The sequence below is a fragment of the Lentisphaera araneosa HTCC2155 genome, from assembly GCF_000170755.1.
GTDB classification, from domain to species: domain Bacteria; phylum Verrucomicrobiota; class Lentisphaeria; order Lentisphaerales; family Lentisphaeraceae; genus Lentisphaera; species Lentisphaera araneosa.
The window spans coordinates 47,998-73,689 of the sequence record NZ_ABCK01000008.1 but is presented as its reverse complement, the minus strand read 5'-3'; the positions used below and the strand labels follow the sequence as shown (position 1 = coordinate 73,689).

The following is a 25,692-nucleotide window of genomic DNA, read 5'->3' as shown; positions in this document are numbered from 1 at the left end:
TTCTCCTAGTCAGCTAAAATCTCTGTTCCAACACCACTATCAGTAAAAATTTCAAGTAAAAGTGAGTGTTGCATACGTCCATCAATCATGTGGACTTTTTTCGTTCCGACTTTCAACGCTTCTACTGCACTGAGAATCTTCGGCAGCATTCCACCCGAAATCGTTCCGTCGGCAATATATTCTTCCACTTCGTGCACCTTGATGGTATGAATCAAAGTACTTTCATCTTTAGGGTCACTTAAAAGGCCAGGGACATCGGAAAGATAAACGAGCTTGCGCGCCTGAATGGATTCGGCGATCTTGGCAGCCGCAATATCGGCATTGATATTGTAAACATGGCCCTTTTTATCTTTTGCGAGAGGCGCAATAACGGGAATAACTCCCGCTTCAATGATCTCGTGAATGTATTCGGCATCAACATTGCTAACATTGCCAACAAAACCGACGTCCACATCTTCACCCGTTTCAGGATCTTTCACAAATAATTTTTCAGCCATCAGGATATCTTTACCGGAAACGCGTTGAGCTTTAGCTTTATGCTTCGCTAAAAGTTCGAGCAAGTGACTATTGACTTCGTTATGTAAAACATCGTCGACTACGTCGATCGTGACCTCACAAGTATGGCGCATACCACCCGTTCGCTTCACTTCTAAACCCATGGTCTCAAGTTTTGCGGAAATCGCTTTACCACCGCCGTGAACAATCACAGGACGCATACCAATGCATTCCATAAGCACAACGTCACGTAAAACCGCTTCGATAATTTCGGGTTTTTCCATCGCGCTGCCGCCAAATTTCACCACGACGATTTCGTCGCGAAATTCTTGAATGTAAGGCAGAGCCTCCATCAACAAGGCTGCTTTCTCTATTGTTTTTTCCATAAGGTTTTTCCTATAAAAGGCCGGCTTTTTCATCAAAGCCAAAAACTATATTCATATTTTGTACTGCTTGGCCCGCTGCGCCTTTGGTTAAGTTATCAATAGCGGAACTCAAGATCACATTGCCCGTATGCGCATCAGTCGCACAGGCAATTTCACAGTAATTCGTTAAAGTCACATTCTTCGTATCGGCTAAACGTCCTGCCGGCAAGACTCTCACAAAAGGAGCGTCGGCATAAGAGCTATTCCAAGCTTCACGGATTTGATCAGCTGAAACACCGTCTTTGAGTTTAGCGATAATCGTCGAGTGAATCCCACGGTTAGTTGGCACCAGGTGTGGGATGAAATTAATCGCCACATCATCAACACCAGCTGCTTCGGCAAGCTCTTGCTCAATTTCTGGAAGGTGACGGTGACCCACTACGCCATAGGGACGCACACTCTCGTTACATTCGGGGAAGATAAACGGCAAGTCAACTTTACGACCAGCACCACTCACACCCGACATCGAACTCGAGATAATGCCTTCGCTAGAAATCAGCCCCGCTTTGAGCAAAGGAACTAAAGGAAGTGTAATACTCGTGGGGTAACATCCTGGACAGGCGACGAGGTCAGCGTTTTTAATCGCTTCTTTTCTGCGCTCGGGAGCTCCATACACGGCTTTCTTTAAAAGTTCTGGTGCAGGGTGTTCGGCATTGTAGTATTCGAGGTATTTCTCAGTAGATTTGAGACGGAAGTCAGCTGAAATATCAATGACTTTAACACCCTTCTCTACTAAGGGAATCGCAAATTCTGCTGAGACACCATGTGGCAAGGCTAAAAAAGCCACATCGGCGCTTTCCGCAATTTCATCAATTGACGGAGAAGAAAAGTTTAAATCGAGTCCTGTAAAACGAGGGAAGACATCTCCCACGGGTCGGCCGGCATACTGGCGTGAAGTAACGCACACAATATCCACTTGATCATGCCTAAAAAGCAATCTCAATAATTCTTCACCGCTATACCCGCTAGCACCTACAATAGCTGCCTTAATTTTACCGACCTGATGATCGCTCATTTTATAAACCTTAATTTAAACTTATCTGATAAAAACAAAAAGAGCCCCAAAGCGAAAGCTCGGGGCTCCATGAAGGATGAACTTCGCTTAACGCTTAGAGAACTGGAAGCGTTTACGTGCGCCAGGCTGACCTGGTTTCTGACGTTCTTTAACACGAGCGTTACGAGTCAAGAGACCGCTTTGCTTGAGTACTGGACGAGCACTTTCATCATAAGCAAGGATTGCACGAGCAATACCGTGGCGTAATGCACCGGCTTGACCTACTTTACCACCACCATTAACGTTGATAAGGAGGTCGAATTGACCTTCTGTACCCGTTACTTGGATAGGCTGAGCTAAGTAGTTGCGCAATTGTTCTTGCGGGAAATAATCTTCAAGTTTTTGCTTGTTTACAGTGATAACACCACTGCCTTTTGTGAGCTTAACACGAGCCACAGCACTTTTACGACGTCCTGTACCCCAAATTTCTTCTTTAGACATAACGACTCTCTTAGTTTACTTTAACGGGCTTTTGAGCCTCGTGTGGGTGTTCTGCTCCAGTGTAGACGTGAAGCTTCTTGAAAAGACTACGACCTAAACGGCCATCATCTAACATGCCTTTAACAGCCCAAAGAACTAAACGAGTAGAATCTTTAGCTCTTACTTCTTCTGGAGTCGTAACAGTTTGACCACCAACCCAGCCAGTGTGACCGATGTAAGTTTTTTCTGTTTCTTTTCTACCAGTAAGTTTTACTTTGTCTGCGTTGATAACGATAACGTTAGCACCACAATCCATGTGAGGTGTGTATGTAGGCTCATCTTTGCCGCGTAATGCGTCAGCGATTCTAACAGCCAGTCTACCAAGCACTTGCTCTTCGGCATCAAACACAAGCCATTTGCGCTCAAATTCTGAGGCTTTTGGAAGGTAAGTTTTCATTGTATCTTGTATCCAGTTGTTTTCAATAATTTAAAATGTCTTTTAGCACAGGCTAAAAAACGAGAACCCAACCATAATTTGATTCCCTTACTTGTCAACTCAGTCGAGTTAAATAAGATAAGTTATTTTGGGTGGGGTTTAAGCTCCAGCTTTCGCCTTGAGACTTAAAGCTTGTCCAGCGTATTTAATTCCATCCCAACCCGACTTCATAAATTGACGAATATTTGGATGGTCTTCACCTTCGGGGTAAGTCAATACATCAGCGCGGTAATAGATCCCGAAGAGGGCTAAAGTCTCATCTTTTGATAAATCATGCATTTGAGCGAATGAAAAAACTTTGCATGAGCCATTGTTTTCACCAGAGCAATTCACCAACTCACCATTCTCGAAAGTTACTTCGGTGAAATCGTAGTAACTTTCAATCACTTCCATCGTTTCTACGAACTCAATTTTCTTAGGGCGACTTTTGACTTTATCTAAAAACTCTTGAAGTTTCATCTTAGTTCCTTAATCTTCATTTTTCTCTCAGCTTCACAAGCTTTAACTTAACAGATTTTTCATAATACTTAGGCTTTCATTTTAAACAACTTATTTGTTCACTTTTTTCACTTGTATAAAGAAAGCTCAATTTTATAATGGTTGAATATTATAATTTATTGACAGCAGGACAAGAATATGAGCCCAGAAGAATACATCAATAAGGAATGTGAAAAATTCTTAAAGCTATGCAAAGAAATTAATTACGAAGCTCAATGGAACTACGTTCTCGAAGAAATCTGCCAACTCGACGAAGCACGTGATTACGCCATTAAAGAGAAGTGGCCCGAGGGAACCCCTCGCGAACTCGAGAATAGTATCGCTATTCAGTGGGGCGCCGTTTTTAGTCGTATGCTCGCTAGCTCCTACATCTCAAAGTGGAGTGTTGATCCACAGACTAAAACCCCTACAGTGACAATTAAATGTGGCCCCGTTGCCACTCAAGTCCAAGCCATGCTCCTAGGCGCCAAAGCCTTCAACGACGGCACCCTTTTTGCCGACCTCGCCAATGAACTCGTGGCTCATCTCGCGACGCAAGGTGCCGAAGAAGTTTCGAATTAAATTGACGTGCTTTGCACTGAGTTGACGACCTGCGGTCTGAGTAGACGCACTACGTGCTAAGCTAACGGCCTGTGGTCTGAGTAGACGGCATGAGGCCTGAGTTGACGTACTTCGTGCTAAGCTAACGGCCTGCGGTCTGAGTTGACGCACTCCGTACTGAGTTAACGGCCCGTGGCCTGAGTTGACGTGCTTTGCACTAAGGATGTGAGTTTGGAAGATAGAAGAAAGTGGATGGGAGGAGGCGCTACGCTTCAATTTTAAATTTTTAATGCTTAATTTTGAATTGATAAAACCCATAAAGCCATTGACTCATGAACTACTTTGAAGGTGGATCCGAGGCAAAAACTAGTCGAGGACTTTGCCGAGTCCGCAATCGCGAAGCATTTGTTTCCAATCACGTCCTTCTTCAAAAATACTTTTCAAAGATCGCGAGCCTTTTGTCTTTGCCATTTTTTCACCCTCATCATCTTTGAGGATCGGACAATGACCAAATACGGGTTCCTGCCAAGCAAAACTGCGATAGATCAGTAATTGACGCGCCGTTGACAAAAGTAAATCTTCGCCCCTCACCACTTCAGTAATTTGCATATCGTGATCGTCAACGACCACTGACAACTCATAACTCGCCATACCATCGCGGCGCCAAACAATAAAGTCCCCAAAATCTTGACCTGCGACAAAAGAAAGCTCTTTCTTTAATTCTTGATCATAAAAGCTCAAGGCTTCCCCATCTGGAACTCGAAAGCGCCAATTGATTGACCAAGGGTCTTCAGGTACCTGGTCACAAGAATCTCTTAAATCTTTCGGAAAGAGCGCCTCGCCATGAGCTAAATCAAAGCCGTGCTGACGCAATTGACGTCTCGAAATTGGGCAAGGATAAACGAGCCCCTTCTCACGTAATTTGAGTATGATTTCTTGATATCTCTCGGTTTTCTGACTCTGAGTATAGGGACCATAATCGCCCCCCACATCGGGCCCCTCTTCCCAAGTAATTCCCAAGTTCTTTAAAGCTGTGATGGATGAGTCGACAAACTCTTGCTTACAGCGCAAACGATCCACATCTTCGATACGTAAAATGAGTGTTCCGTTTTTCTCTCGAATACTTTGCTGAACTCGCAAAAAACTGGCGGCATGACCTAAATGCAACTCTCCCGAAGGAGTCGGCGCCAATCTTCCTCGCGGCTTCATGATCTAGAGGTAAGTATTTTTAAAACGAATATAGTTATCTGCTGATTTCTCGAGCCACTGCAATTCTTCTTCGTTCAGCGGGCGAGCTTTCTTCGCCGGAGAACCTAAATAAAGGTAACCCGATTCTAGCTGAGCATTTTGGGTAACTAGCGCTCCAGCTCCGACCATGACGCGTTCTTGTAAAATCGCGCCATCCATAATAATTGCTCCCATGCCAATGAAGCAGTAATCACCCACATGACATCCGTGCAAAGTGACACGGTGGCCAACAGTTACATTATCACCAATGATAAGTGGATAACCTTCGGGATTGGCGGCATTTTTGTGAGTCACATGCAAGACAGAAGCATCCTGAATATTTGTGCCCGTGCCAATGCGAATCGAGTTCACATCACCACGAATCACTGTTGTGGGCCAAATGCTCGCATGATCACCAATGGCCACGTCACCAATGACCACAGCTGTTTCATCCACCAAAACATCTTTACCTAACTGAGGCTTGATCCCCTGATACTCTCGAATATTAGACATAAGGCCAGCCCTTAACTAAATCAGTTCTAGAAACTTTTACTTTTTCAGCGTCAATAATAGCCTTCAACTCCAAGGCAGCCTGCTGAGGTTGATGGTTAACCACCATATAATCATATTCCGTCCAGGCTTCGAGTTCCGCCTTGGCATTATTGAGTCGCTTATTTAGAGATTCTTCATTCTCCGTTCCACGACCGCGCAGGCGACTTTCCAATTCTTGATAGGAAGGTGGCGCAAAGAAAACAAACACACTAGCAGAAGCTAATTCCGCGTCACTTTCACAAGCCTTGCGAATCAGCCGCTGTCCTTGAACGTCAATATCTATCAAGACAGACTTACCCTGCTTCACTTGATCTAAAACGGCCGACTTTAAAGTCCCATAATAATTGCCGTGGACTTCGGCGTATTCCAGTAAGTCACCAGCCGCAATACGACTCTCAAATTCTTCACGGCTTAAAAAGTGATAATCCACACAATTTTTCTCGCCTTCTCGGGGCTGACGGGTCGTACAACTCACTGAGAAACTCAACTTATCATCTTGTTCAAGTAAAATGTGACAAACGGTAGATTTACCTGCTCCACTCGGCCCTGACATGATAATCGCTACACCCTGACTCATTGATATACTCCCGATGCAATTAAAGCCTCGGCTTCAAGACGAACTTTTGAATCAGCTGATAAAATCTCTTCTAAGTTAGAACCTGGATAAGTGGCAGCTTTATCTAAAAATAATTTTATTAAATCCCAAATCGCTGAAAACTTGATACGTTCTTCTAAAAAGGCGTGCACCGCCACTTCATTTACTGCATTGAGAATTGCGGGAGCCGCACCGCCCCTATCCATGGCTTTATGCGCATAACGCAAAGAGGGGAAACGATCGTGATCAGGTCCCTCAAAAGTTAAACTCATGGCTTTAGTAAAGTCCATGGGCTTTAAGCTACTCGAAAAACGCTCGGGATAAGTCATGGCAAACTGAATTGGGAAGACCATATCATTCTCACTCATTTGTGCGAGAACTGTATTATCGGTAAACTCAACCATGGAGTGAACTATTGACTGAGGGTGAATGACCACATCCACTTGATCTGGTTCTAAATCAAAGAGCCAACGCGCTTCAATAACTTCCAAGGCCTTATTCATTAAACTCGCTGAATCAATCGTGATCTTTCTACCCATCTCCCAAGTCGGATGCTTGAGTGCATCACCAATTTCAACGGAACAAAAACCTTCTTCTCGTCTTAAAAATGGTCCCCCACTACAAGTGAGAATGACGCGACGAATATCTTTGGGTTTCTTGCCTTCTAAACACTGAAAAATTGCACTATGCTCACTATCAACTGGGAGAATTGTAGCTCCGCTTTTATGAGCCGTATCCATGACAACTTCACCTGCCGCAACTAAAATCTCTTTACTTGCCAAGGCAATTGTCTTACCTAATTTCACGGCTTCATACACGGGAATGAGCGCACTTGTGCCAACAATACCACAAAGCACTAAATCAACTTCAGGCAAAGTACACATTTTTGTGAGCGCATCTTCGCCATGCAAAGCTTCAGAATTTTTTAGTTCACTCTTAAATTTTTCATAATCGGCTTCATTGGAAACAGAGGCATAGGGAACTTTAAATTCGTTCGCGATCTGAGCAGTTTCCTGCCAGCGACTTCCGCCTGCCACGCCCACGACCTCAAATTGATCGGGCAAATGACGCACAACCTTAAGCGTACTCTGGCCGATCGAACCAGTTACACCGAGAATTACAATTTTTTTCTTAGCCATTTTTTATACTGTCGCTACCTGAAGATAAAGGTAATATAGAGGGGCAACTAAAATTAAACTATCCAAAACATCCAAAACACCACCCATACCAGGGATTGTATTGCCGGAATCTTTCACATTTGCCGTTCTCTTGAAAATAGATTCACAGACATCACCGATAAAGCCGAGGGTTGCCGCAATGACACCCATGCCAACGGCCACGTATGGCGTGATCACATCTTTACCATGGAACATTAAATGCTCTGCTAACTGCTTTTCTAAAACCAAAGCAACCACAACAGATAAAACCATGCCACCGATGAAGCCTTCCCAGCTTTTCCCAGGACTCAAACGTGGAGCAATTTTATGATTCTTGCCGCCACTCAATTTATGTGTGGTCATACCTGTGCAATAGGCACCGATATCAGAACATTTTGTCACAAGAACCATATAGACTAAAAGATAACGGCCGCTCATGCCCGTGCCTTCGCCGAAATAAATACGTAGTAAAAAACTCAAACTCCAGACAATGTAGAAGAAACCCGCTAAAGAGATCAGCTGACGTTTGAGCCCCTCTTTCAAGTCTTCTTCCTGCATCGCTCGTACAAAGCCACTAATCACCACAAAGCTCATGAGCAATTCAACTATGATCCCTTGAAAATGTTCGTTACCTCTACCTAAAATCGCTGGCACACTGATGCCCAAAACCACGAGTGCCGCAGCAGACATGCCTGGTCGTTTATAACCCGGAATACCGATTTTATCCGTCATATCAAAAAATTCACGCATGCCTCCCAACAATAAAATCATGGCTAGCAAAGTAAACACAACAGCTCCACTCACACCTTTAAAAACGAGCGAACTCGTCACTAAAGAAATGAGCACTATCCCAGAAATAAGTCTATATTTAAACATTAACGGCCACCAAACCGACGCTCTCTCGCATTAAAATCCTCTAGGGCCTTATCCAACAACTCAGGACCGAAGTCAGGCCAAAACTCAGGCATACACACAAATTCACTATAGGAGATCTGCCATAAAAGAAAATTACTAATGCGCATTTCCCCACTCGTACGAATTAAGAGTTCAGGATCAGGCATACCAGCTGAATCTAAATAAGTCTCAAAAATCTCTTCCGTGAGTTCATCAGATTTTATACCCGCATCCATGACTCGACGACAAGTACGAATCAATTCGTCTCGTCCCCCGTAATTGAGCGCTAAATTAAAAACGATCTGATTATTCTCTTTAGTCTTCTCGCGAACTTCTTCAAGTTTTGCACAGACTTCTTTTGGCAAAGCCTTCACATCACCTACGGTAGCAAGTTTAATCCCCTTTTCCATGAAGTCGGGTAAGTACTTGCTCAAAGCTTCACCCAAAAGCATCATCAGAGCTGAAACTTCCTCTTCTGATCGCTTCCAGTTTTCTGTACTAAAGGTATAAAGGGTTAAATACTTAACCCCTTTTTTCAGACAAGCGTCTACCGTTCTCAAAACGGCTGAAACCCCTGCTGTATGTCCCTCTATACGATCAAGGCCGCGTTCTGCGGCCCATCGTCCATTGCCATCCATGATGATGGCAATGTGCTTGGGTACGCTTAAATCCATACCCAAGTTCAATTAGTCTTGACGAACTTTAAAAGTCTCTGCACGGTCAGGACCAACAGAAACGATCTTAACCGGTGCACCCACGAGTTCTTCAACACGCTTAAGATAGCGCTGAGCATTTACTGGAAGATCAGACCACTCACGACAGTGATTTGTCGGCTCTTGCCAGCCTGCTAAAGTTTCGTAAACTGGCTTCACATTTTCAAGATCTTCGATATCTGCAGGAACTTCTTTGATAGTCTTGCCATCGAGTTCGTAAGCAGTACAAATTTTAATTTCTTCGAAAGTATCGAGTACATCCATTTTAGTCACTGTCAGTTCAGTAATACCATTTGTCATGACAGCGTAGCTAGTTGCCACAGCATCTAACCAACCAGCACGACGAGGACGACCCGTTGTTGCACCAAACTCGTGACCAATACGCTGAATATCTTCACCAGTTTTGTCAAAAAGCTCAGTTGGGAAAGGACCAGAACCCACACGAGTTGTGTAAGCTTTTAATACGCCGATAACGCGCTGAATATGCATGGGTGCAATACCAACACCACTGCAAGCTCCGCCTACACCTGTGTTAGAACTTGTAACGAAAGGATAAGTGCCGTGATCAATATCGAGCCATACGCCCTGAGCACCTTCGAGAAGGACGTTGCGATTTTCGCGAACAGCTTTATTGAGTGAGACCGCTGTATCTTTAACGAAAGGAGCTAAACGAGCCGCAGCTGCAGTTGCTTCTTTGAGTTCAGCTTCCACATCTAAAGCAGCTGCGCCGTTCGCTACTAAAATTTTATTGGCAGCTTCACAGTTTTGACGGAAAAGACGAGCAAATTTTTCTGGTTTGAGCATGTCAGCGCCACGAAGACCAACACGATTAACTTTGTCGGCATAAGCTGGGCCAATACCACGTTTAGTTGTTCCAATGAGGTCGTCACCTAAAGCACCTTCTCTCATTGAGTCAATTGCACAGTGGTACGAGAATACGAGGTGAACGCGTGAACTGATTTCAAAACGATCAGAAATATCAATGCCTTGATCGAGTAGACCGTCGAACTCAACTAGGAGTTGAACTGGGTTCATCACAACACCATTACCGATGACGCAAGTGGTGCGCTCACTGTGGATACCTGATGGGATCAAGTGAAGAACGTATTTTTTACCGCCTACAATTACTGTATGACCTGCATTATTACCACCTTGGTAACGCGCTACCACATCGGCATCTCCTGCGAGTACATCAATAATTTTACCTTTGCCTTCGTCGCCCCATTGAGCTCCGATTAATACTGAAACTGGCATTTAATTTTCCTAGTTATTTATCTTAAAAATATTACAAACCCGCAAACATACATCGCTTATTCAAGACTGACAAACCAATAACTTTTCTTAGATAGACTTTTCTTAAAGCAGCCCTAATCCGACCTAAATTGGCAAACAAAACTGTACAAATATGTGAACGCAGCCTTTACAGCTGAGTTTTTATGGTTTTTAAACCATTGCTACCGTGAAAGCTTTTCCATATTGAGCTTTAAGAACTATTTTAACACTAACATTAAGGAGTTTGTTTTGCGTAAAATTTTATTAGTTGATGATGAACCAACAGTTTTAAAGCTCACCACAATGATTCTCGAAAGACAAAACTTTGAAATCACCTCCTTTGACTCACCCCTCAAGGCCTTGGAAGCTACCGATCCCAATGACTATGATTTAATCATATCAGATTTGGTCATGCCCAAACTGAATGGCCTGAAATTTCTTAAAGAAATTCGTAATCAAGCTCCAGACAGTAAAGCAATCATCATTTCTGCTTCAGCAGATATCGCTCGACTCCAAGAGACCGATGAAACTGATACTCAATACCTCAGTAAACCCTTTAAATTTGACGAACTCGTAGATTTAATCAATTCCGTTTTAGAATAATATGCACCCAGCAAGCTCCCTGCTACGAGATCTCGTAGCAATCCCCTCGGTCAACTCTTTTGGCCAAACGACTGACGACCCCACTTATAGCGAAGCTCAAATAGTCGAGTTTCTCTGCAACAAGCTCAGCAAACTCGGTTTTTCAATTCAGCAATACGCTAAAGATCCTAAACACCCATCTTTTGCAGCATTTTTAGATTTAGGCAAAGACGAAACTGTCGCCTTAGACGCTCACCTCGACACCGTCTCGCATTTAGAAATGAGCATCAAGCCTTTTGACCCCGAAATTAAAGATGGGCGTCTCTTTGGACGTGGTTCCTGCGACACAAAATCAAACATGGCGATTTACATTGCTGCGGTCGAAGATTTATTGAAGCAAAAAAGCCAGATCACTAAAAACATCCTCATCATCGGATGTAGCGATGAAGAATTTTCATTTGGCGGCATTGCGGAAGTCGCAAAAGATGGCATCACTGCGGACTTCGCAATTATTGGTGAGCCAACTGAGCTCAATGCTCTTCACGCCCATAAAGGCGTACTTCGATTCAATATCTCTACCGAAGGGCTAGCTTGCCATTCATCCACACCAGAACTGGGAAGAAATGCTATATACGATATCTCGAGGATTTCTTTACTTCTTGAAGATTATCACCAGACTTTAAAAAATAAGCAGCACCCCATACTTGGATCACCTAGCTTGAGCGTTGGACTCATCAAGGGCGGCACAACAGTCAACACGGTGCCCCCATCCGCATCCATCGAAATCGATCGACGTCTTATCCCTGGGGAGAACCCCGATGAAATCATTCAAGAAATCAAAGATCTAGTCTCCACCATCCCAGGCAGCCAACTCTCCATTCCTCACGTATGCTCAAAAGGCTTTCACATTGAACAAGACAGCTCGGTTGCCCACAAACTCCAAGAAGCCTGCACCTGCCATAACCATCAATTGCTTTTCACCAACGCAGCTTTTGGCACCCACGCCCCATTTTATAGCGAGAGCTCGATCCCCTCACTCGTTTTCGGACCTGGCTCAATTAACAAAGCCCATTCCAAAGATGAATTCGTTCCACTTAGTGAACTAGAAAAAGCTTATAACATCATCAAAAGCTTACTCTGCTCATGAAAGAAGATTTTATCAACAAAGCCAAAGAAGTTCTCAAAAATGCAAACGCTGATTTCGATTGCTACCATGAGGCGCAACTCACTGGAGGAGACAAGCAGGAGCTCTTCGCCCAACTCTATTACCTTAAAGACGATCGTTACATGACCTTCACTTACACCCCAGAAATTGCTCCTTGCAAGGATGTTTTACAATTGGGAAGTCTATGTATTACTGACAATGTGATTTCACAATACCCAAAAGATCGGGGCCTCATTTATGTTAAAGCAGAAGCTTATGTTGGACTCAAAACGCAAAATGGTCTTCGCGCCCTACTTTCCCCAAAAGCCTGTAGCTCTCCTGAAAAAATCTTGAATCTTCTTAAAAAGCTGTAATTTTCTACTCATCTTAAAAACAAAATAAAGCGAACCCTATGAAAAAGATCAACCTCCTCATCACCCTCTTTTTAAGCCTCACTCTCTTTGCGGACTCCGCAAACCCCACCGTAGAATTCAAAACGAGTCTCGGAAACTTTGATATTGAGCTCTACCCCAAAGCCGCACCCGAAACCGTCAAAAACTTCATTGACTTGGCGGAAGGAAAAAAAGAGTTCAAAGATCCAAAATCTGGCGAGATGGTAACAAGAGCCTATTACGATGGACTTATCTTTCACAGAGTTATCAGCGGCTTCATGATTCAAGGCGGATGCCCCCAAGGCAATGGCATGGGTAGTCCTGGCTACAAATTCAAAGATGAAATCAACGCCAATAAGCTCGGCCTCGATAAAGAACTCGCCTTCCCTAAAGGTCAACCCAATCAAAAACTTGGCCCACAGCGCTCAATGCAAGGCGCCATCATGCCCGTCTACGAAAAACTCGGCATCAACTCCAAAGAGACCTTCGAAGCCAAACAAAAAGAATTTTTAGCCATCATTGAAAAAATGAGCCTCAAAGACGCTTACGAAAACATCGGCTATAAATACGACGACAAACTCGAAAGCATCAAAGCGACCAAAGGTTGCCTAGCTATGGCTAATTCAGGCCCGAATACCAACGGCTCACAATTCTTCATCAATCTTGGCGACACCCCTCACCTCGATGGCAAGCACACGGTATTTGGCAAAGTGATTGCTGGTGATGACATCATTGAAAAAATTGGCGCCGTCAAAGTTGGACAAGGTAGTAAACCAGAAAGTGATATCACCATCCTTTCGATCCGCGTCAAGAAATAAGCCTCCAAACATCTACTTGAAAATGCCTGCATGTCGCAGGCATTTTTTTTTGCACAAAAAAAAAGGATTCAGTTTTCACTGAATCCTTTCGAGTGGCAAGACCGGGGGTCGAACCCGGGACACAGGGATTTTCAGTCCCCTGCTCTACCAACTGAGCTATCTCGCCGTGTTGTATGGCATTGATAATACAGCCCTATCGACCTTCTGCAACTAGTTTTTTTAAGAAAAAACAATTTTTTTTATTTCTCTCGAAAAAGCATGTTTTGAAGTCAAAATAAAGTAAACCATAGCCCATAACACATCTCATTGATCAGCTTGAACTTATACTCTCAAATAAGTGGGAAATTGATAGAAGCCTATTGACTAGATAGGCATTTTTCTTTAAAGTATAACTAGGATAATTTTTAAAAAAAATCACATTATGAAAGTTATAGTGGAGAAAATGATAATCAGCGAATATCAGAAATACCGTAATTCATTGGAAACGGGAGACATTATTTTATTTTCTGGCCCCGGCAAACTGAGTGCGGGAATTAAACTAGGAAGCCTCTGTAAATGGTCACACGTGGGGATGGTTGTTCGTGTCAAAGATCCTGATATCGCCCTCATCTATCAGGCTACTCCCTCCACCGCAGTCAAAGACTTCTTTCTCAAAAAAGAAAATCCCGGCGTACAAATCAATGTCTTAAGCCATGTTATCGATACCTACCCAGGAGATGTCGCCTTTAGAAAACTGGCTGTTAAGCGAAGTCAGCAAGTCCTCAATGGCCTCAGCGCCTTCCGAAAGGAAATCCAAGGGCGTCCTTTTGAAGAAGACACTTGGGAAATTATTCGCGCCGCCTACGACGGCCCCTTTGGATCCAACCAAGAAGAGGATCTCTCTAGCCTCTTCTGTAGTGAACTCATTGCAGAAGCCTACCAGCGCATGGGCTTATTACAAAAAAATGAAGATGGTGGAAAAATCTCTAACGAATTCACCCCCAAAGATTTTTCTGATAAGGGCAAGCTCGACTTACTGCTTGGTGCGTCTTTAGGAGAAGAAATTATCTTGAAAATTGTCTAAAAAAAAGGCTCTCCAAACAAATGGAGAGCCGATATAATCAGAACTCTATATATTAAGCCAAAGACAGACCTTTAGGATCTTCTGCTTTATCTAAAAGAATGTTAATCAAGTCAACAATTGCCCAGATCCAGCTAATTAGTGATGTGACGACCAACAAAGTTAGAACTAATTGAATAACACCTTTTTTGCTATGACCTAAATAAAAGTTATGCACACCGAACACGCCAAAGAAAAAGGCTAATAAGGCTGCGACTAATTTTGTTTTTGAGGTTTATTTTCTGTTTCCATGCTTAATCTCCTATGTTTATAAGCTATCCCAAAAGACAGATACCATAAAATAAGAAAAAGTCACTCAATTAAAACTTCCTGTGACAGAGTTTTACAATAAGCTTACAAGTCAAACTTCAACTAAGATGAAGGCTAACGCTTACAAAGACTAATATCATAACCCTTACGCTTAATCGTCGTCGTTTTAAAACCAAAGTCTTTTGCGACTTCCGCAAGCTGTTCACCGTGCTTAGAAACAATCGCGAGGCGACCCGTTTTATTTAAGTACTTCATTGCCGTTTCAATAAAGTATTCACCAATTCTTTGCCCTGCAAAATATGGAGGGTTACCCACAATCAAATCAAAAGTTTTTTCGGTCTCATACAGATCACTGGCAATCGCTTCACAATTTTCAAAACCATTGATCTCAATATTTTTCTTACAGCATTCAATAGAACGGATATTAGAATCGACTAGAACAACTGAACCACCATGATCAGGTTTCGCATCATTTTGACGCTTAGCTAATGCCAAGCCAATCAAACCAGCACCACAACCTAGATCTAAAATATTTTCACCAGGAATAACGTCAATCGCTTCTGACAAGGCAACTCCACCCGTATCTGCACGACCGTGACTAAACACGCCCGGGCGAGTCTGCATAGTGAACTCAGCATTCATCGTCGAAACTGCGACATTCGCAATGCGGTCGGACCACTTCTTCTTCACATCGCTGCCGCGAGTCACTGTCTTAAAGACTGTATTGGAACGAGTGCTCGAAATGATTTTTACTCCCTTCAACTCTTGGTCGATTTTTTTTCTAAAATCTTTCAAACGTTCTTGAGGAACAACCACGTAAAGTGCGGTTCCTTTTGGATAAATGAGATTCAAGCGCTCGAGCGTATCAAAAAACAGCATGCGGTCAAAGTATTTAGTTGGCGCAAAAACCAGCATATCGTAATTTTCATCGCCCTGTAAATCAGAGCCACTGAGAACATTTATCTTATGTTCAGGAGCGTACTTCTTTTCAGCCACACGCTTATCGTGCAATTCATTGGTAAAGACATCAATGTGCATTTCGGGAGATAAGGCACGTAAAACTGCCGGCATAAGTGGGGCATCCGCACCATAAAGAAATAAAGTTTTCTCTGGAAGGGGATTGGGAAGGTATTTCAAAAAGTCACGCTCACCAGGGCGAACATAACGCAGTGCATGAACTTTAACTTTTTGTTTGGGCCCTACTTTAATCTGGTGACTGCTACCGCGTCCCAATAAACTAATCTCACTCATTGAGCGACTGGCTCCTCAATTGGAGCTGGCTGTTTATCGACTTTCTTTAAGTGCTGTGGGTACATCTGGTACATATAGATATAGAGCACCACACCCGTCACTGAAACATATAACCAAATGGGGAAGGTCCATCGTGCAATTTTTTTGTGACTAATAACCTGACCACGGAAGATAAAGAAGAAAGTCATCAAGATCATTGGCAGCATCACCATCGCCAAAATTATATGAGGAATCAGAATGATAAAATATATAGTTTTCACTGTACCTTGCCCCTGAAACAAAAGATGACCAGCCGTAAAGTGATAGTAAAGGTAAGAAGTTAAAAATATGGCAGAAGTACAAAAAGCTGCAATCATGAGCTTTTTGTGCAGGTCTTTATTTTTCTTTTTAATCGCCACAAAACCGCAGACCAATAAGGTGGCGCTTATGAAATTTAAACAAGCATTAAGTAAAGGTAAATCCAAAGTAATCTCCTAATCAGGGGGTCGTAGTTAGAGGGAAAAAGATAAGTGCCAAAACAATTAAGGGCAAATAAATTATCGATGCATAAAAGTATTGCTTCATAAAACGTTCACGATTAATCAGTAGTAAAACCGAAGAACACAAGAAGCCCGCATTCAGTATACACGCTGAAAGGAAGTACCAACCATTACTCATTTTATACATGTAAGGCATGAGCGAAACAGCCATCAAGCCCAAGGTCCCTACAAAAATTAAGATCACCGCTTGCTTACCTGTCTCATCGTAAAGTGACATCATTTTGTAACCCGCACGCTGATAATCCTCTTTGTAAATCCAAGCTATTGAAAAGAAATGTGGTAACTGCCATACAAAGACGATTGCGAATGGAAAGAAGCCCCACCATTCAGTCTGTGGCAGAGTATGAAAGTCATTATTACTATTAGCTACCCAACCCGTCAAAATGGGAAATGCTCCAGGGAATGCACCTGCAATCGTATTGAGTGCGGTCTTTGTTTTCATGGGCGTATACATGAAAACATAAGTTACATAAGTAAATAAAGCTAAGTAGCCGACTTCTGGCCTGAAGAAGTGAAACAAAATATAAAGGCCTATCGCTAAACAAATATGACCAAAAAACAGCGCCTCACCCATCTGAACGCGTCCAGAAGGAATCGGGCGATCAGCGGTTCTATCCATCTTCTTATCAAGCTTATGTTCAACTGCCTGGTTCACAATATTCGAAGCGGCCCCAACAAAGCTCAAACCCAGCGTCAACCACAGCAACCCAAGGTAGTTCTGCATAGAAAAACTCATATTAGGATCACGCGCCATCACGTAACCCGCACTACCCGAAAAGACTGCCATAGCACTCAAACGAGGCTTGGTAAGTTCAATAAAGGATTTGACTCTACCCATTTTGCACATCCTTTTTGATCTCTACTGATAAGAGTTTAAATGCCGTAAAAGTAAAGGCTAAAATTAAAGCTCCATTCACCACGTGTGCGGAAGTTAAAACTGTCTCAGCAAAGCCAAACTTACCATCTTGGCGATTGTACACTGTGAAGAAAGCCACCACGCCTAATAAAATCTGAGCTGTCACCATCATGTGAAATGACATTCCAAACAGTTTATAACTTTTACTGAGGTTTTTAAATTTCATCAAAACAACGCCTAAAGCAAAAAGTAAGATTGCTACAGGCAGAGCAAAAGTCATGTGAGAAAAAAGCCACCCCGCATTGCCCTCAACAATTTCTTTGTAAATCACTTTACCCGTTTCGCTGTATTCAAATACTTTTGCTTTGTTCCTAAAAATTGCACCGAGCAATAACTGAATCACCACCGCACCGAGAGTAAATTTAGCTAAGCCTTTCAGCTTAGGGGCGAAACCTTCTTCCGGGATCTGCTCGATATAGAGCTTGGTGTTTTTCAAAAGTAAATAACACATGGCCGCCAAACAAAGTTGAGCAAAAACGCCATGCAAAACCGTCGTCAGCCAAAGTGTATTTTTAGCGACTGTCAAACCACCTAAGCAGCCCTGTATCACAACCATAATAAATACAATGAGTGCTAATTTAAAATTTCTTTCTTTATGGAAGTAACGTGAAAAAATTAAAACGAGTATGGCTAGGTAGCCGACAAATTGCCCCATCAACCTATGACCATGCTCATAAAAGCGATCTTGCTGAGCCGTAAAATAATTCCAAGAAGGCCAAAGAACTCCATCAGAAGTCGGCCAATCTGGGAAGGCCATTCCCGAGCGAGTCGACACCGTCATCGCCCCCATGTAGATAAGACCTACTGTGGAGACTAGAAAAGTCCATAGTAAGCTTTTGAAAATTTTTGCCTTACTCTCTTCACTTCTTGATTTGAGAAAAGCATTAGCCGCAAATAAGAGGGCTATAAATAGTGTAAATAGAACGATTTCAAACTGGCGCATTATTTTGTCAAGAAACTCTAGCTGTTAAAAATTTAACCGGTGGAAAGTAAAAGAATTTTTACTTTTTACAAACAAAGCCTAAACATAAAAAAACCAAGTGCGTTTCAAACTAATACTCAAGAATTATAATTTCATTGCGCACAAGGATTTCCGTGGATTTTCACAAGCCATGATATAAGTGTATTTTACACAAAAAACCATTCAAACGGATACTATAGAATGACTCGTGATTGATTATGCTTAAAAACTCTCTAAATTCACAAAAACAAAATGGATAAACTTTATGATTCTCTGCACTTTTGAAGAAATTGAAAACTACGCTTGCCTCAACCCTCGTTTTGCGACTGCCGCAAAATGGTTATTAGACCAGGATCTCGATAAGCTTGCTTTTGGCAAAACTATTATTGATGGTGATGAGATTTTTGCCATCAAAGAAACTCTAGCAGGAAGAAAAGAAGACAAAGCCAACTTGGAAGCACACAAAAAATACATTGATATACAAATCTGTCTCCAAGGGCGTGATAACATCAGGTGGAAAGCCAATTCAGAATGCCAAACCGTCTTGCAGGATTACTGCGAAGAAAAAGACATCATATTTTACATGGACAAATCCGTACAAAGTATACAGATCTACGATGACAAAGCAGCCATATTCTTTCCGGAAGATGCTCACGCACCACTAATTGCCGACGAAGAATTGACCAAGTTGGTCATTAAAGTTTTGGTTAATTAATTTTAAAGCATATCAATATAATGTTAAAATATCTTTAATATTGTTTTTTATGACCTGTTTGACCCAGTTTAGGTACATGAAAAAGATTTTATATTCATTTTGCTACGATAATATATATTATTAATTAAATTAATTAAACTAATTGGGAGCAATAATGCGCAAGTCAATTCTTGGTATGATTTTAGCAGGCGGCGAAGGCACGCGTCTATCACCTTTAACTACAAAACGAGCTAAACCAGCCGTACCATTTGGCGGTAAATATCGCATCATTGACTTTGTTTTGTCCAACTTTGTAAATAGTGGTATTCACTCACTATTTGTTCTGACTCAATTCCGTTCTCAAAGTATGAGTGAGCATATTATTAATGGTTGGAATATGTCCTCCCTAATGAAAGGTCAGTTTGTCGTTCCCGTTCCAGCGCAAATGCAAGGTGGAGACAAGCGTTGGTACGAAGGAACTGCCGATGCCATCTGGCAAAACATTCACTTACTACAGGATTTCACTCCTGACTTAGTCGCCGTTTTTGGTGGTGATCATATCTACAAAATGGATATCTCGCAAATGGCTAAGTTCCACGCCAAGCGCGATGCACTTGCGACCATCGCAGCTCTCCCCATTCCCATTGATGAAGGCTCACGTTTTGGTATCATTCAAGTAGACGAAGACTGGCGCATTACTGGTTTCCAAGAGAAACCTGATCATCCAACAGAGATCCCAGGCATGCCTGGCTACTGCTTAGCTTCTATGGGGAACTACGTATTTGATTCAAAATGGTTATACAAATCATTAAAAGCCGATTCACAAAACCCCGACTCGCACCACGACTTTGGTCATGATATTTTACCTCCGGCAGTAGAGAGTGGCCGTCTTTATGCTTACAATTTCTTTGAAAATAAGATCCCAGGCTCTGATGTAAGTAAAGACAATTACTGGAGAGATGTCGGCACGCTCAAATCATATTATGATTCAAACATGGACTTAAAAGAAGCCGACCCCCAGCTCGACCTCTACGGCTCAGGTTGGCCGATCCACACTTATAACTCACCATTACCACCAGCAAAATTTGTCCACGATGAACATCACCCCGACGGTAGAACACGAATTGGTCATGCGACAAATTCAATTGTTTGCGATGGCTGTATTGTCTCTGGTAGTTCTGTAAAAGAATCCATTTTGTCATCTGAAGTCCACGTTCACTCATTCTCTAGCATCGATAGCTGCATCATCTTAAACTCTGTCGAAATTTTTGAGAACTGCAAAATCAAAAATGCTATCATTGACAAACACGTCATCCTCCCTCCTGGCACAGTTATTGGCTACGATCGTCAAGCGGATGAAAGTCGTTATCACGTTGTCGACCTCTGCGAAGAACAAGGAACTTGGCTAACTGTAATTGAAAAAAATCACTCCCGTGTTAGTAAGGATACAAAAACTACCGTATTAACAATTTAGGCCAAATATTTAATGGAATATAAAGATTTTAAATCTGACTTATCTTCGATAGCAAGTCAGATTGATTCTTATTTATTAGAACACCCCTTCCCTAACACTGTCAGTCCTTCATGGCTCGGCAATGAAATGTCTTCTTATACCAAAAACGGCGGCAAGCGCTTGCGCCCCGCCCTTTGTCTTTGGTCTGCTGCTTTAGTCTCAGATTGTCCCGAGCTTGCAACTTCTGTTGCATCCGCAGCTGAAATATTCCATACATGGACTTTAGTTCACGATGATATTATTGACCGTGATGCGACTCGCCGCGGCCTGCCCACAAGCCATACGGCTCTTGCAGACTTCGCTCGGAAGGAACACGGTAGCGAAGGCGACAACGCTGATCATTTTGGTCTATCTATGGCCATTCTTACGGGAGACCTCCAACAAGCTTGGGCCCTGCGCCTCGTTAGCGAACAAGCCAACAAAGACCTCACGAGCGGCACGGCACTCGCAGTCATGGACCGTCTCCTTTCCCACGTCTATCCCGTCCTACTCGGTGGCGAAGCGATTGATGTGGAATTTGAACATCGCGAAATCGACTCAATTAGCCCTGAAGAAATCCTCAAAATGCTTGAGATGAAAACGGCTTGCTTACTCGAATTTTCAGCCCAAGCGGGTGTGGTAGTTGGACTTGAACTCGATAGCTTCGATCACGACTTAGTTCATCATGCGGGCCAATTTGCCTACAACGCAGGCCTAGCTTTCCAGCTTCAAGACGATATCCTTGGCGTTTTTGCTGATGAAAAGGAATTAGGCAAACCCGTTGGTAGTGATATTGCAGCACGAAAAGTCACTTTGCTTATTGTCGAAACGATCAAGATGACGAAAGCAGATGATAAAAAATTCATTTTGGACCTACTCGGCTCCAATCAGATCAGCTCCGAACAGCTTCAACAGGCGGCCGAAATCATAAAAACTTGTGGTGCACTCAGCAAAATCCAAGCCATGATGGATCAATATGTACAGGCTGCTGAGGAACATTTAGCCAAACTCCCTAATTCTCCTGCAAAAGAACGCTTAAAAGAGCTTGCACATTTCATGATTAAGAGAAACTTTTAGGCACTAATTTTAAAAATCCATTATGGAGTAAGACTATGACTATCAAAGGATGCTACACAGCACTCATAACCCCCTTTGATTCTAATGGTAATGTAGACTACGAAGCTTTTGAACGCATTATCAATGATCAAATTTCAGCCGGCATTGACGGCATTGTCGCTGTAGGCACAACTGGCGAATCGCCCACTTTAGGAATGAAAGACCATAGCGAAGTTATTCGCTTTGCCGTAAAGATAGCTGCAGGTCGCTGCCAAGTTATTGCTGGAACAGGCGCTAACTGCACGAAAGAAGCTATTGAACTCACTAAGCAAGCCCACATCGATGGTGCTGATGCTAGCCTTCAGGTAACCCCTTATTATAACAAGCCCACACAAGAAGGTTTATACCAGCATATCAAAGCCATTGCGGATAGCGCAGATATGCCCATCATCCTATATAACGTCCCTGGACGTTCGGCTATCTCGCTCACAATTGATACAATCGCTCGTATGAACGAGGTCCCTCAAGTTGTAGCCGTCAAAGAAGCCGGTGGTTGTGTCGATCGCATTAGCCAAATTAAACAAGCCTGCGATATCCAAATTGTCTCAGGAGATGACTCACTCACTCTTCCGATGATTTCTGTTGGTGCCACAGGCGTCATTAGTGTCCTCTCAAACATTCTGCCTGCGGAAATGACCCAACTCTGTAAGCTAGCTAACGAAGGCAACTTTTCTGAAGCACTTAAGCTCCATCAAAAATACTACCAACTCATGAATGATATGTTCGTCGAGTCCAATCCCATCCCAGTCAAAACAATGATGGCAGTCATCGGTTATGGTACAGAGACATTCCGCTTGCCACTCTGCCCGATTAGTGAAGCAGGACGCGAAGTTCTTTATAAGTCTGCACGCGAAGCTGGATTAAAGTTTTAGTCCGCGTATCAAATTTCTCCACAAAAAAAAAGCTCGAGTTTTTAACTCGAGCTTTTTTATTGGCTAAGAAGAATTTACTTTGACGAAATCTTCGCTTTAAGCCATTCACGTATACTTTGAATCGTGTAGTAGAAGCCCGGGATCAATAATGTCCCTAAGATGGCTGCGACCATCATACCACCGAATACGATCACACCAAGCGAACGACGGCTTGCTGAACCCGCCCCCGTTGCGATTACTAAAGGAATTACGCCTAGGATAAAAGAAATGGCCGTCATCAACACAGCCCGGAAACGCAAACGTGCCGCAATGACTGCAGCATCGAGAATCGTCTCACCGGATTCACGTTTTTCTTTTGCGAACTCCACAATAAGAATCGCTGTCTTCGAAGCTAAGCCAAATAGTAAAACGATACCGACTTGCGAGTAAATATTATTATCCATTTTCATCAACCAGTTAAAGCCTAGGGCACCAAACATCGCCACAGGGACCGACATCAGTACTGAAATTGGAGTAAACCAACTTTCGTATTGAGCCACTAGAAAAAGGAAAATGAAGACAATCGCTAGAGCAAAAATGAGCCCCACATTACCAGATGAAATTTTCTCTTGATAGGACATACCCGTCCAGTCATAAGAATACCCCGGAGGAAGCACGGAACGTGCCACCTCTTCCATTGCATCCATTGCTTGACCTGAACTATAACCAGGGGCAGCACCGCCATTAAAGGTAATGGAATTAAATAGATTATAACGGTTAATAACATCTGGGCCAACCATTGATTCTAAATTAACCAAAACACCTAAAGGCACCATATCTCCACTACGTGATTTCACATAGATTTTTTCAATGTCTTCGGGCTCTGACCTAAAATCAGTCTGGGCCTGTAACTTAACCTGATAACTTTTACCAAATTTATTAAAATCATTGACATAAGCCCCGCCTAAATAGACTTGTAAAGCACTGAAAATCTCGTTCATTGGAACATTAAGATCATGGGCTTTTTCACGATCAAGATCAACAAAAATTTGGGGTGTATTAGCCGTAAAGAAGGTACTCACTCGAGCAATTTCTGGACGTAGATTTGCCGCCATAATCAAAGCGCGAGAAATCTCCGCCATATCTTTTGGGTCACGCCCTAGAGTATCCTGTAAAATAAACTCAAAACCATTACTGGCACCCAAGCCAGGAATTGCGGGGAGCTCGAATGGAAATGAGCGGGCTTCGGGCATGCCAAGCATTTTACGGTAGGCCTGTGCAATGATTGCCTTCACTTGCTTTTCAGCCTCCGCTCGTTGACCCCAGTCATCCAAAGGTACAATCATAAAACCAGCATTGGATGAATTCGCACCATTAATCATACCATAACCATTAACTGTCATTACGGCACTCACTCCAGGGATCTGAGAAATCATATGTTCCATTTCATCAATAACTGCACCCGTACGCTCTAAAGAAGCACCCGGGGGTAATTGAACGTCAACTAAGAAGTTCCCTTGGTCTTCATCAGGGAGAAAGCCCGTAGGCGTTGAAGTGTAAAATTGAAAAGTCAAAAAGAGCATGCCACCAAAGCAGAGCATGGTGATAATAATCTTTCTTATAGAAAGCTTAACAAAGCCCGCATACTTATCCGTACTCCAAGAAACAAGTTTATTGAATTTTTCAAATAAGAAGAACTTCTTCTTTGTTTTATCTTGAGGTCGCAAAAAACAAGAACAAAGCGCTGGGCTCAGTGTCAAAGCATTTAATGAAGAAATGCACACCGCCACAGAAATCGTTACCGCAAACTGACGATACAGAGTTCCTGTAATGCCTGGCAAGAAAGCCACGGGCACAAATACGGCTAAAAGAACTAATGTTGTCGCAACGATGGGACCCGACACCTCTTCCATAGCTTTCTGAGTCGCTGCACGTGGAGACAAGCCTTCTTCGTCCATAAGTCGTTGGACATTCTCTAAAACAACAATGGCATCATCCACCACAATCCCAATCGCCAAAATCAAACCAAAAAGAGTCACTGTATTCAAGGTGTAACCCAAAGCGAGGAGAAAAGCGAAAGTCCCAATAAGCGAAACGGGGATAGTCAAGGAAGGGATAATTGTTGAACGAACATCTTGCAGGAAGATATAAACTACGAGAATCACCAATAAGACCGCTACGAAGAGAGTACTTATAACCTCGTCGATTGAGGCTTCAATAAATTTAGTCGTATCATAAAGAATATCGTACTCAATATCATCAGGAAAACTCTCCGCAATTAAATCCATTTCAGCTCTCACAGCATCGGCAACGGCAATACCATTTGCTGATGGCAACTGATAAATAGGCATCACAAGTCCAGGCTGACCATTTAACTTAGAAGTTGAATCATAATTCACCGCTCCAAGTTCTACAGATGCCACATCATTTACGCGTACAAAGGAACCGTCTTGGTTGGCACGCACAATGATACGTCCGAACTCTTCTGGCTCACTTAAACGTCCTTGGGTCTGAACAGTGTACTGAAACTTCTGGCTAGCCTTACTCGGTGCGCCACCAACAATACCTGCTGCCACTTGGACATTCTGCTCTTCAATAGCAGAAACCACTTCTTGGGGAGAAAGATTGAGCGCTGTCATTTTATCTGGATCCAACCACACACGCATCGAGTAATCTTGACCACCAAACAGAGTAATATCACCCACACCAGGAAGACGAAGTAAACGATCCTTTACATTAATCGTCGCATAATTAGACAAGAAGAGGCCATCGTAAGTTTTCTCGGGTGAAAGGAGATTCACAACCAAAAGCATAGAAGTACTTTTTTGACGTACTATTACCCCTTGACGAGTTACTTCCGCAGGTAGTTTTGCCGTAGCCGCAGAAACCCGGTTTTGGACATTAACTGTATTAATATTTGGATCAGAAGAGACATCAAATGTCACTGTGATTGTAACATTGCCATCATTACTGGCCTTGGATGATACATAAAGCATATCTTCCACACCGTTAATTTCAGACTCTAGTGGAGTAATAACCGTGTCAATCAGTGTTTTTGAATCAGCACCAGGGTAAGACGCCGTAACGGACACTTGAGGTGGTGTGATTTCTGGATACTGCGCGACGGGTAAATTCACCATCGCAATACTGCCCGCAATCAGGATAATAATTGAGATGACAAAGGCAAACCTTGGTCGCCTAATAAAAAAGTTTTCGGAAGACATCTGAA

Annotated in this window: 27 protein-coding genes, 1 tRNA gene and 1 pseudogene; 10 read left to right on the top strand and 19 right to left on the bottom strand. The window is 42.8% G+C overall.

The genetic code is table 11. The annotated features are described in order from the left end of the window. Positions 1 to 5 precede the first annotated feature (5 nt). The 5 genes from argB to LNTAR_RS10010 all read right to left on the bottom strand — a co-directional run bounded on the left by argB (position 6) and on the right by LNTAR_RS10010 (position 3,349). On the bottom strand, positions 6 to 881 hold the full coding sequence (gene argB, locus LNTAR_RS10030; protein WP_007278582.1) for an acetylglutamate kinase: 876 nt from the start codon (positions 879 to 881) through the stop codon (positions 6 to 8). 10 nt (positions 882 to 891) lie between these two features. Continuing rightward, on the bottom strand, positions 892 to 1,935 hold the full coding sequence (gene argC / locus LNTAR_RS10025) for an N-acetyl-gamma-glutamyl-phosphate reductase (protein ID WP_007278581.1): 1,044 nt from the start codon (positions 1,933 to 1,935) through the stop codon (positions 892 to 894). A gap of 87 nt (positions 1,936 to 2,022) precedes the next feature. Next, on the bottom strand, positions 2,023 to 2,415 hold the full coding sequence (rpsI, locus tag LNTAR_RS10020; protein WP_007278580.1) for a 30S ribosomal protein S9: 393 nt from the start codon (positions 2,413 to 2,415) through the stop codon (positions 2,023 to 2,025). A 10-nt stretch (positions 2,416 to 2,425) separates the two neighbouring features. Next, positions 2,426 to 2,851: a 50S ribosomal protein L13 gene (gene rplM, locus LNTAR_RS10015; RefSeq protein ID WP_007278579.1), complete on the bottom strand. Its 426-nt coding sequence runs from the start codon at positions 2,849 to 2,851 to the stop codon at positions 2,426 to 2,428. 138 nt (positions 2,852 to 2,989) lie between these two features. Beyond that, positions 2,990 to 3,349, bottom strand: coding sequence for a HopJ type III effector protein (locus LNTAR_RS10010; protein WP_007278578.1), 360 nt, complete (start codon positions 3,347 to 3,349; stop codon positions 2,990 to 2,992). A 177-nt stretch (positions 3,350 to 3,526) separates the two neighbouring features. On the opposite strand from LNTAR_RS10010, the gene LNTAR_RS10005 reads away from it, so the two are divergent. Further along, on the top strand, positions 3,527 to 3,949 hold the full coding sequence (locus LNTAR_RS10005) for a hypothetical protein (RefSeq protein WP_007278577.1): 423 nt from the start codon (positions 3,527 to 3,529) through the stop codon (positions 3,947 to 3,949). A 345-nt stretch (positions 3,950 to 4,294) separates the two neighbouring features. Here the strand turns inward: LNTAR_RS10005 and LNTAR_RS10000 are convergent, their stop codons facing one another. The 7 genes from LNTAR_RS10000 to LNTAR_RS09970 are packed head-to-tail and all read right to left on the bottom strand — an operon-like array spanning position 4,295 to position 10,320. Then, positions 4,295 to 5,137 carry a glutamate--tRNA ligase family protein gene (locus LNTAR_RS10000; RefSeq protein ID WP_040914668.1) on the bottom strand — a complete coding sequence of 281 codons (843 nt, stop codon included), beginning with the start codon at positions 5,135 to 5,137 and terminating at the stop codon, positions 4,295 to 4,297. A 3-nt stretch (positions 5,138 to 5,140) separates the two neighbouring features. Then, the gene (locus tag LNTAR_RS09995; protein ID WP_007278575.1) at positions 5,141 to 5,668 is read right to left on the bottom strand and encodes a gamma carbonic anhydrase family protein; all 528 of its coding nucleotides are present in this window, start codon (positions 5,666 to 5,668) and stop codon (positions 5,141 to 5,143) included. Continuing rightward, positions 5,661 to 6,284, bottom strand: a complete 624-nt coding sequence (gmk, locus tag LNTAR_RS09990) for a guanylate kinase (RefSeq protein WP_007278574.1) — start codon at positions 6,282 to 6,284, stop codon at positions 5,661 to 5,663. Before gmk ends, LNTAR_RS09995 begins: the two co-directional genes overlap by 8 nt. Then, the gene (gene dxr / locus LNTAR_RS09985) at positions 6,281 to 7,441 is read right to left on the bottom strand and encodes a 1-deoxy-D-xylulose-5-phosphate reductoisomerase (protein WP_007278573.1); all 1,161 of its coding nucleotides are present in this window, start codon (positions 7,439 to 7,441) and stop codon (positions 6,281 to 6,283) included. Before dxr ends, gmk begins: the two co-directional genes overlap by 4 nt. Positions 7,442 to 7,444: 3 nt before the next feature. Further along, positions 7,445 to 8,335, bottom strand: a complete 891-nt coding sequence (locus LNTAR_RS09980) for a phosphatidate cytidylyltransferase (RefSeq protein ID WP_007278572.1) — start codon at positions 8,333 to 8,335, stop codon at positions 7,445 to 7,447. Beyond that, a complete protein-coding gene (gene uppS / locus LNTAR_RS09975) occupies positions 8,335 to 9,027 on the bottom strand; it encodes a polyprenyl diphosphate synthase (RefSeq protein WP_007278571.1) in 693 nt (230 codons plus the stop codon). The genes LNTAR_RS09980 and uppS overlap by 1 nt, the downstream gene beginning before the upstream one ends. A gap of 12 nt (positions 9,028 to 9,039) precedes the next feature. Next, positions 9,040 to 10,320, bottom strand: coding sequence for an adenylosuccinate synthase (locus tag LNTAR_RS09970; RefSeq protein WP_007278570.1), 1,281 nt, complete (start codon positions 10,318 to 10,320; stop codon positions 9,040 to 9,042). Positions 10,321 to 10,587: 267 nt separating this feature from the next. Between LNTAR_RS09970 and LNTAR_RS09965 the strand changes: the two genes are divergently transcribed. Genes LNTAR_RS09965 through LNTAR_RS09950 form a run of 4 tightly spaced genes read left to right on the top strand, consistent with a single transcriptional unit; the run spans position 10,588 to position 13,274 of the window. Further along, positions 10,588 to 10,941 (top strand): response regulator, encoded by a 354-nt coding sequence (locus tag LNTAR_RS09965; protein WP_007278569.1) that lies wholly within the window; start codon positions 10,588 to 10,590, stop codon positions 10,939 to 10,941. Between the two features lies 1 nt (position 10,942). Further along, positions 10,943 to 12,067, top strand: a complete 1,125-nt coding sequence (locus LNTAR_RS25520; protein WP_007278568.1) for a M20 family metallopeptidase — start codon at positions 10,943 to 10,945, stop codon at positions 12,065 to 12,067. Next, complete coding sequence (locus LNTAR_RS09955) at positions 12,064 to 12,438, top strand: hypothetical protein (RefSeq protein WP_007278567.1); 375 nt, start codon at positions 12,064 to 12,066, stop codon at positions 12,436 to 12,438. Before LNTAR_RS25520 ends, LNTAR_RS09955 begins: the two co-directional genes overlap by 4 nt. 38 nt (positions 12,439 to 12,476) lie before the next feature. After that, complete coding sequence (locus LNTAR_RS09950) at positions 12,477 to 13,274, top strand: peptidylprolyl isomerase (protein WP_007278566.1); 798 nt, start codon at positions 12,477 to 12,479, stop codon at positions 13,272 to 13,274. A gap of 93 nt (positions 13,275 to 13,367) precedes the next feature. Here the strand turns inward: LNTAR_RS09950 and LNTAR_RS09945 are convergent. Then, positions 13,368 to 13,440 (bottom strand) — tRNA-Phe (locus LNTAR_RS09945). Positions 13,441 to 13,716: 276 nt separating this feature from the next. Between LNTAR_RS09945 and LNTAR_RS25515 the strand changes: the two genes are divergently transcribed. Then, positions 13,717 to 14,337: a C40 family peptidase gene (locus LNTAR_RS25515; protein WP_157473469.1), complete on the top strand. Its 621-nt coding sequence runs from the start codon at positions 13,717 to 13,719 to the stop codon at positions 14,335 to 14,337. Between the two features lie 52 nt (positions 14,338 to 14,389). Here the strand turns inward: LNTAR_RS25515 and LNTAR_RS28440 are convergent. The 5 genes and pseudogenes from LNTAR_RS28440 to LNTAR_RS09920 all read right to left on the bottom strand — a co-directional run. Continuing rightward, positions 14,390 to 14,593 (bottom strand): annotated as a pseudogene (locus LNTAR_RS28440) (TM2 domain-containing protein); the annotation flags it as partial. Positions 14,594 to 14,757: 164 nt separating this feature from the next. After that, a complete protein-coding gene (locus tag LNTAR_RS25510; protein WP_007278563.1) occupies positions 14,758 to 15,894 on the bottom strand; it encodes a class I SAM-dependent methyltransferase in 1,137 nt (378 codons plus the stop codon). Beyond that, positions 15,891 to 16,358, bottom strand: coding sequence for a DUF420 domain-containing protein (locus LNTAR_RS09930; RefSeq protein WP_007278562.1), 468 nt, complete (start codon positions 16,356 to 16,358; stop codon positions 15,891 to 15,893). Before LNTAR_RS09930 ends, LNTAR_RS25510 begins: the two co-directional genes overlap by 4 nt. A 13-nt stretch (positions 16,359 to 16,371) precedes the next feature. Next, on the bottom strand, positions 16,372 to 17,271 hold the full coding sequence (cyoE, locus tag LNTAR_RS09925; RefSeq protein ID WP_007278561.1) for a heme o synthase: 900 nt from the start codon (positions 17,269 to 17,271) through the stop codon (positions 16,372 to 16,374). Beyond that, complete coding sequence (locus LNTAR_RS09920) at positions 17,264 to 18,292, bottom strand: COX15/CtaA family protein (protein WP_007278560.1); 1,029 nt, start codon at positions 18,290 to 18,292, stop codon at positions 17,264 to 17,266. The genes cyoE and LNTAR_RS09920 overlap by 8 nt, the downstream gene beginning before the upstream one ends. Positions 18,293 to 18,575: 283 nt before the next feature. On the opposite strand from LNTAR_RS09920, the gene LNTAR_RS09915 reads away from it, so the two are divergent. From LNTAR_RS09915 to dapA, 4 genes are all read left to right on the top strand, one after another. After that, a complete protein-coding gene (locus LNTAR_RS09915; RefSeq protein WP_007278559.1) occupies positions 18,576 to 19,025 on the top strand; it encodes a NanQ anomerase/TabA/YiaL family protein in 450 nt (149 codons plus the stop codon). Between the two features lie 154 nt (positions 19,026 to 19,179). After that, positions 19,180 to 20,478: a glucose-1-phosphate adenylyltransferase gene (gene glgC / locus LNTAR_RS09910; protein WP_007278558.1), complete on the top strand. Its 1,299-nt coding sequence runs from the start codon at positions 19,180 to 19,182 to the stop codon at positions 20,476 to 20,478. Between the two features lie 12 nt (positions 20,479 to 20,490). After that, positions 20,491 to 21,573, top strand: a complete 1,083-nt coding sequence (locus LNTAR_RS09905; protein ID WP_007278557.1) for a polyprenyl synthetase family protein — start codon at positions 20,491 to 20,493, stop codon at positions 21,571 to 21,573. A 35-nt stretch (positions 21,574 to 21,608) separates the two neighbouring features. After that, positions 21,609 to 22,484, top strand: a complete 876-nt coding sequence (dapA, locus tag LNTAR_RS09900; protein ID WP_007278556.1) for a 4-hydroxy-tetrahydrodipicolinate synthase — start codon at positions 21,609 to 21,611, stop codon at positions 22,482 to 22,484. Between the two features lie 74 nt (positions 22,485 to 22,558). On the opposite strand, the gene LNTAR_RS09895 is transcribed toward dapA, so the two are convergent. Further along, positions 22,559 to 25,687, bottom strand: a complete 3,129-nt coding sequence (locus LNTAR_RS09895; protein ID WP_007278555.1) for an efflux RND transporter permease subunit — start codon at positions 25,685 to 25,687, stop codon at positions 22,559 to 22,561. Positions 25,688 to 25,692 lie beyond the last annotated feature (5 nt).

What these genes read in the sequence shown, in the direction of transcription:
- LNTAR_RS10000 (WP_040914668.1), bottom strand. Translation starts at nt 5,137, where the DNA reads ATGAAGCCGCGAGGAAGATTGGCGCCGACTCCTTCGGGAGAGTTGCAT.
- dapA (WP_007278556.1), top strand. Translation starts at nt 21,609, where the DNA reads ATGACTATCAAAGGATGCTACACAGCACTCATAACCCCCTTTGATTCT.
- uppS (WP_007278571.1), bottom strand. Translation starts at nt 9,027, where the DNA reads ATGGATTTAAGCGTACCCAAGCACATTGCCATCATCATGGATGGCAAT.
- LNTAR_RS10005 (WP_007278577.1), top strand. Translation starts at nt 3,527, where the DNA reads ATGAGCCCAGAAGAATACATCAATAAGGAATGTGAAAAATTCTTAAAG.
- rplM (WP_007278579.1), bottom strand. Translation starts at nt 2,851, where the DNA reads ATGAAAACTTACCTTCCAAAAGCCTCAGAATTTGAGCGCAAATGGCTT.
- LNTAR_RS09920 (WP_007278560.1), bottom strand. Translation starts at nt 18,292, where the DNA reads ATGCGCCAGTTTGAAATCGTTCTATTTACACTATTTATAGCCCTCTTA.
- LNTAR_RS09970 (WP_007278570.1), bottom strand. Translation starts at nt 10,320, where the DNA reads ATGCCAGTTTCAGTATTAATCGGAGCTCAATGGGGCGACGAAGGCAAA.
- LNTAR_RS09905 (WP_007278557.1), top strand. Translation starts at nt 20,491, where the DNA reads ATGGAATATAAAGATTTTAAATCTGACTTATCTTCGATAGCAAGTCAG.
- argB (WP_007278582.1), bottom strand. Translation starts at nt 881, where the DNA reads ATGGAAAAAACAATAGAGAAAGCAGCCTTGTTGATGGAGGCTCTGCCT.
- rpsI (WP_007278580.1), bottom strand. Translation starts at nt 2,415, where the DNA reads ATGTCTAAAGAAGAAATTTGGGGTACAGGACGTCGTAAAAGTGCTGTG.
- LNTAR_RS09915 (WP_007278559.1), top strand. Translation starts at nt 18,576, where the DNA reads ATGATTCTCTGCACTTTTGAAGAAATTGAAAACTACGCTTGCCTCAAC.
- LNTAR_RS09980 (WP_007278572.1), bottom strand. Translation starts at nt 8,335, where the DNA reads ATGTTTAAATATAGACTTATTTCTGGGATAGTGCTCATTTCTTTAGTG.
- LNTAR_RS25515 (WP_157473469.1), top strand. Translation starts at nt 13,717, where the DNA reads ATGATAATCAGCGAATATCAGAAATACCGTAATTCATTGGAAACGGGA.
- LNTAR_RS09995 (WP_007278575.1), bottom strand. Translation starts at nt 5,668, where the DNA reads ATGTCTAATATTCGAGAGTATCAGGGGATCAAGCCTCAGTTAGGTAAA.
- LNTAR_RS25510 (WP_007278563.1), bottom strand. Translation starts at nt 15,894, where the DNA reads ATGAGTGAGATTAGTTTATTGGGACGCGGTAGCAGTCACCAGATTAAA.
- LNTAR_RS09950 (WP_007278566.1), top strand. Translation starts at nt 12,477, where the DNA reads ATGAAAAAGATCAACCTCCTCATCACCCTCTTTTTAAGCCTCACTCTC.
- glgC (WP_007278558.1), top strand. Translation starts at nt 19,180, where the DNA reads ATGCGCAAGTCAATTCTTGGTATGATTTTAGCAGGCGGCGAAGGCACG.
- argC (WP_007278581.1), bottom strand. Translation starts at nt 1,935, where the DNA reads ATGAGCGATCATCAGGTCGGTAAAATTAAGGCAGCTATTGTAGGTGCT.
- LNTAR_RS25520 (WP_007278568.1), top strand. Translation starts at nt 10,943, where the DNA reads ATGCACCCAGCAAGCTCCCTGCTACGAGATCTCGTAGCAATCCCCTCG.
- gmk (WP_007278574.1), bottom strand. Translation starts at nt 6,284, where the DNA reads ATGAGTCAGGGTGTAGCGATTATCATGTCAGGGCCGAGTGGAGCAGGT.
- cyoE (WP_007278561.1), bottom strand. Translation starts at nt 17,271, where the DNA reads ATGGGTAGAGTCAAATCCTTTATTGAACTTACCAAGCCTCGTTTGAGT.
- LNTAR_RS09895 (WP_007278555.1), bottom strand. Translation starts at nt 25,687, where the DNA reads ATGTCTTCCGAAAACTTTTTTATTAGGCGACCAAGGTTTGCCTTTGTC.
- dxr (WP_007278573.1), bottom strand. Translation starts at nt 7,441, where the DNA reads ATGGCTAAGAAAAAAATTGTAATTCTCGGTGTAACTGGTTCGATCGGC.
- LNTAR_RS10010 (WP_007278578.1), bottom strand. Translation starts at nt 3,349, where the DNA reads ATGAAACTTCAAGAGTTTTTAGATAAAGTCAAAAGTCGCCCTAAGAAA.
- LNTAR_RS09955 (WP_007278567.1), top strand. Translation starts at nt 12,064, where the DNA reads ATGAAAGAAGATTTTATCAACAAAGCCAAAGAAGTTCTCAAAAATGCA.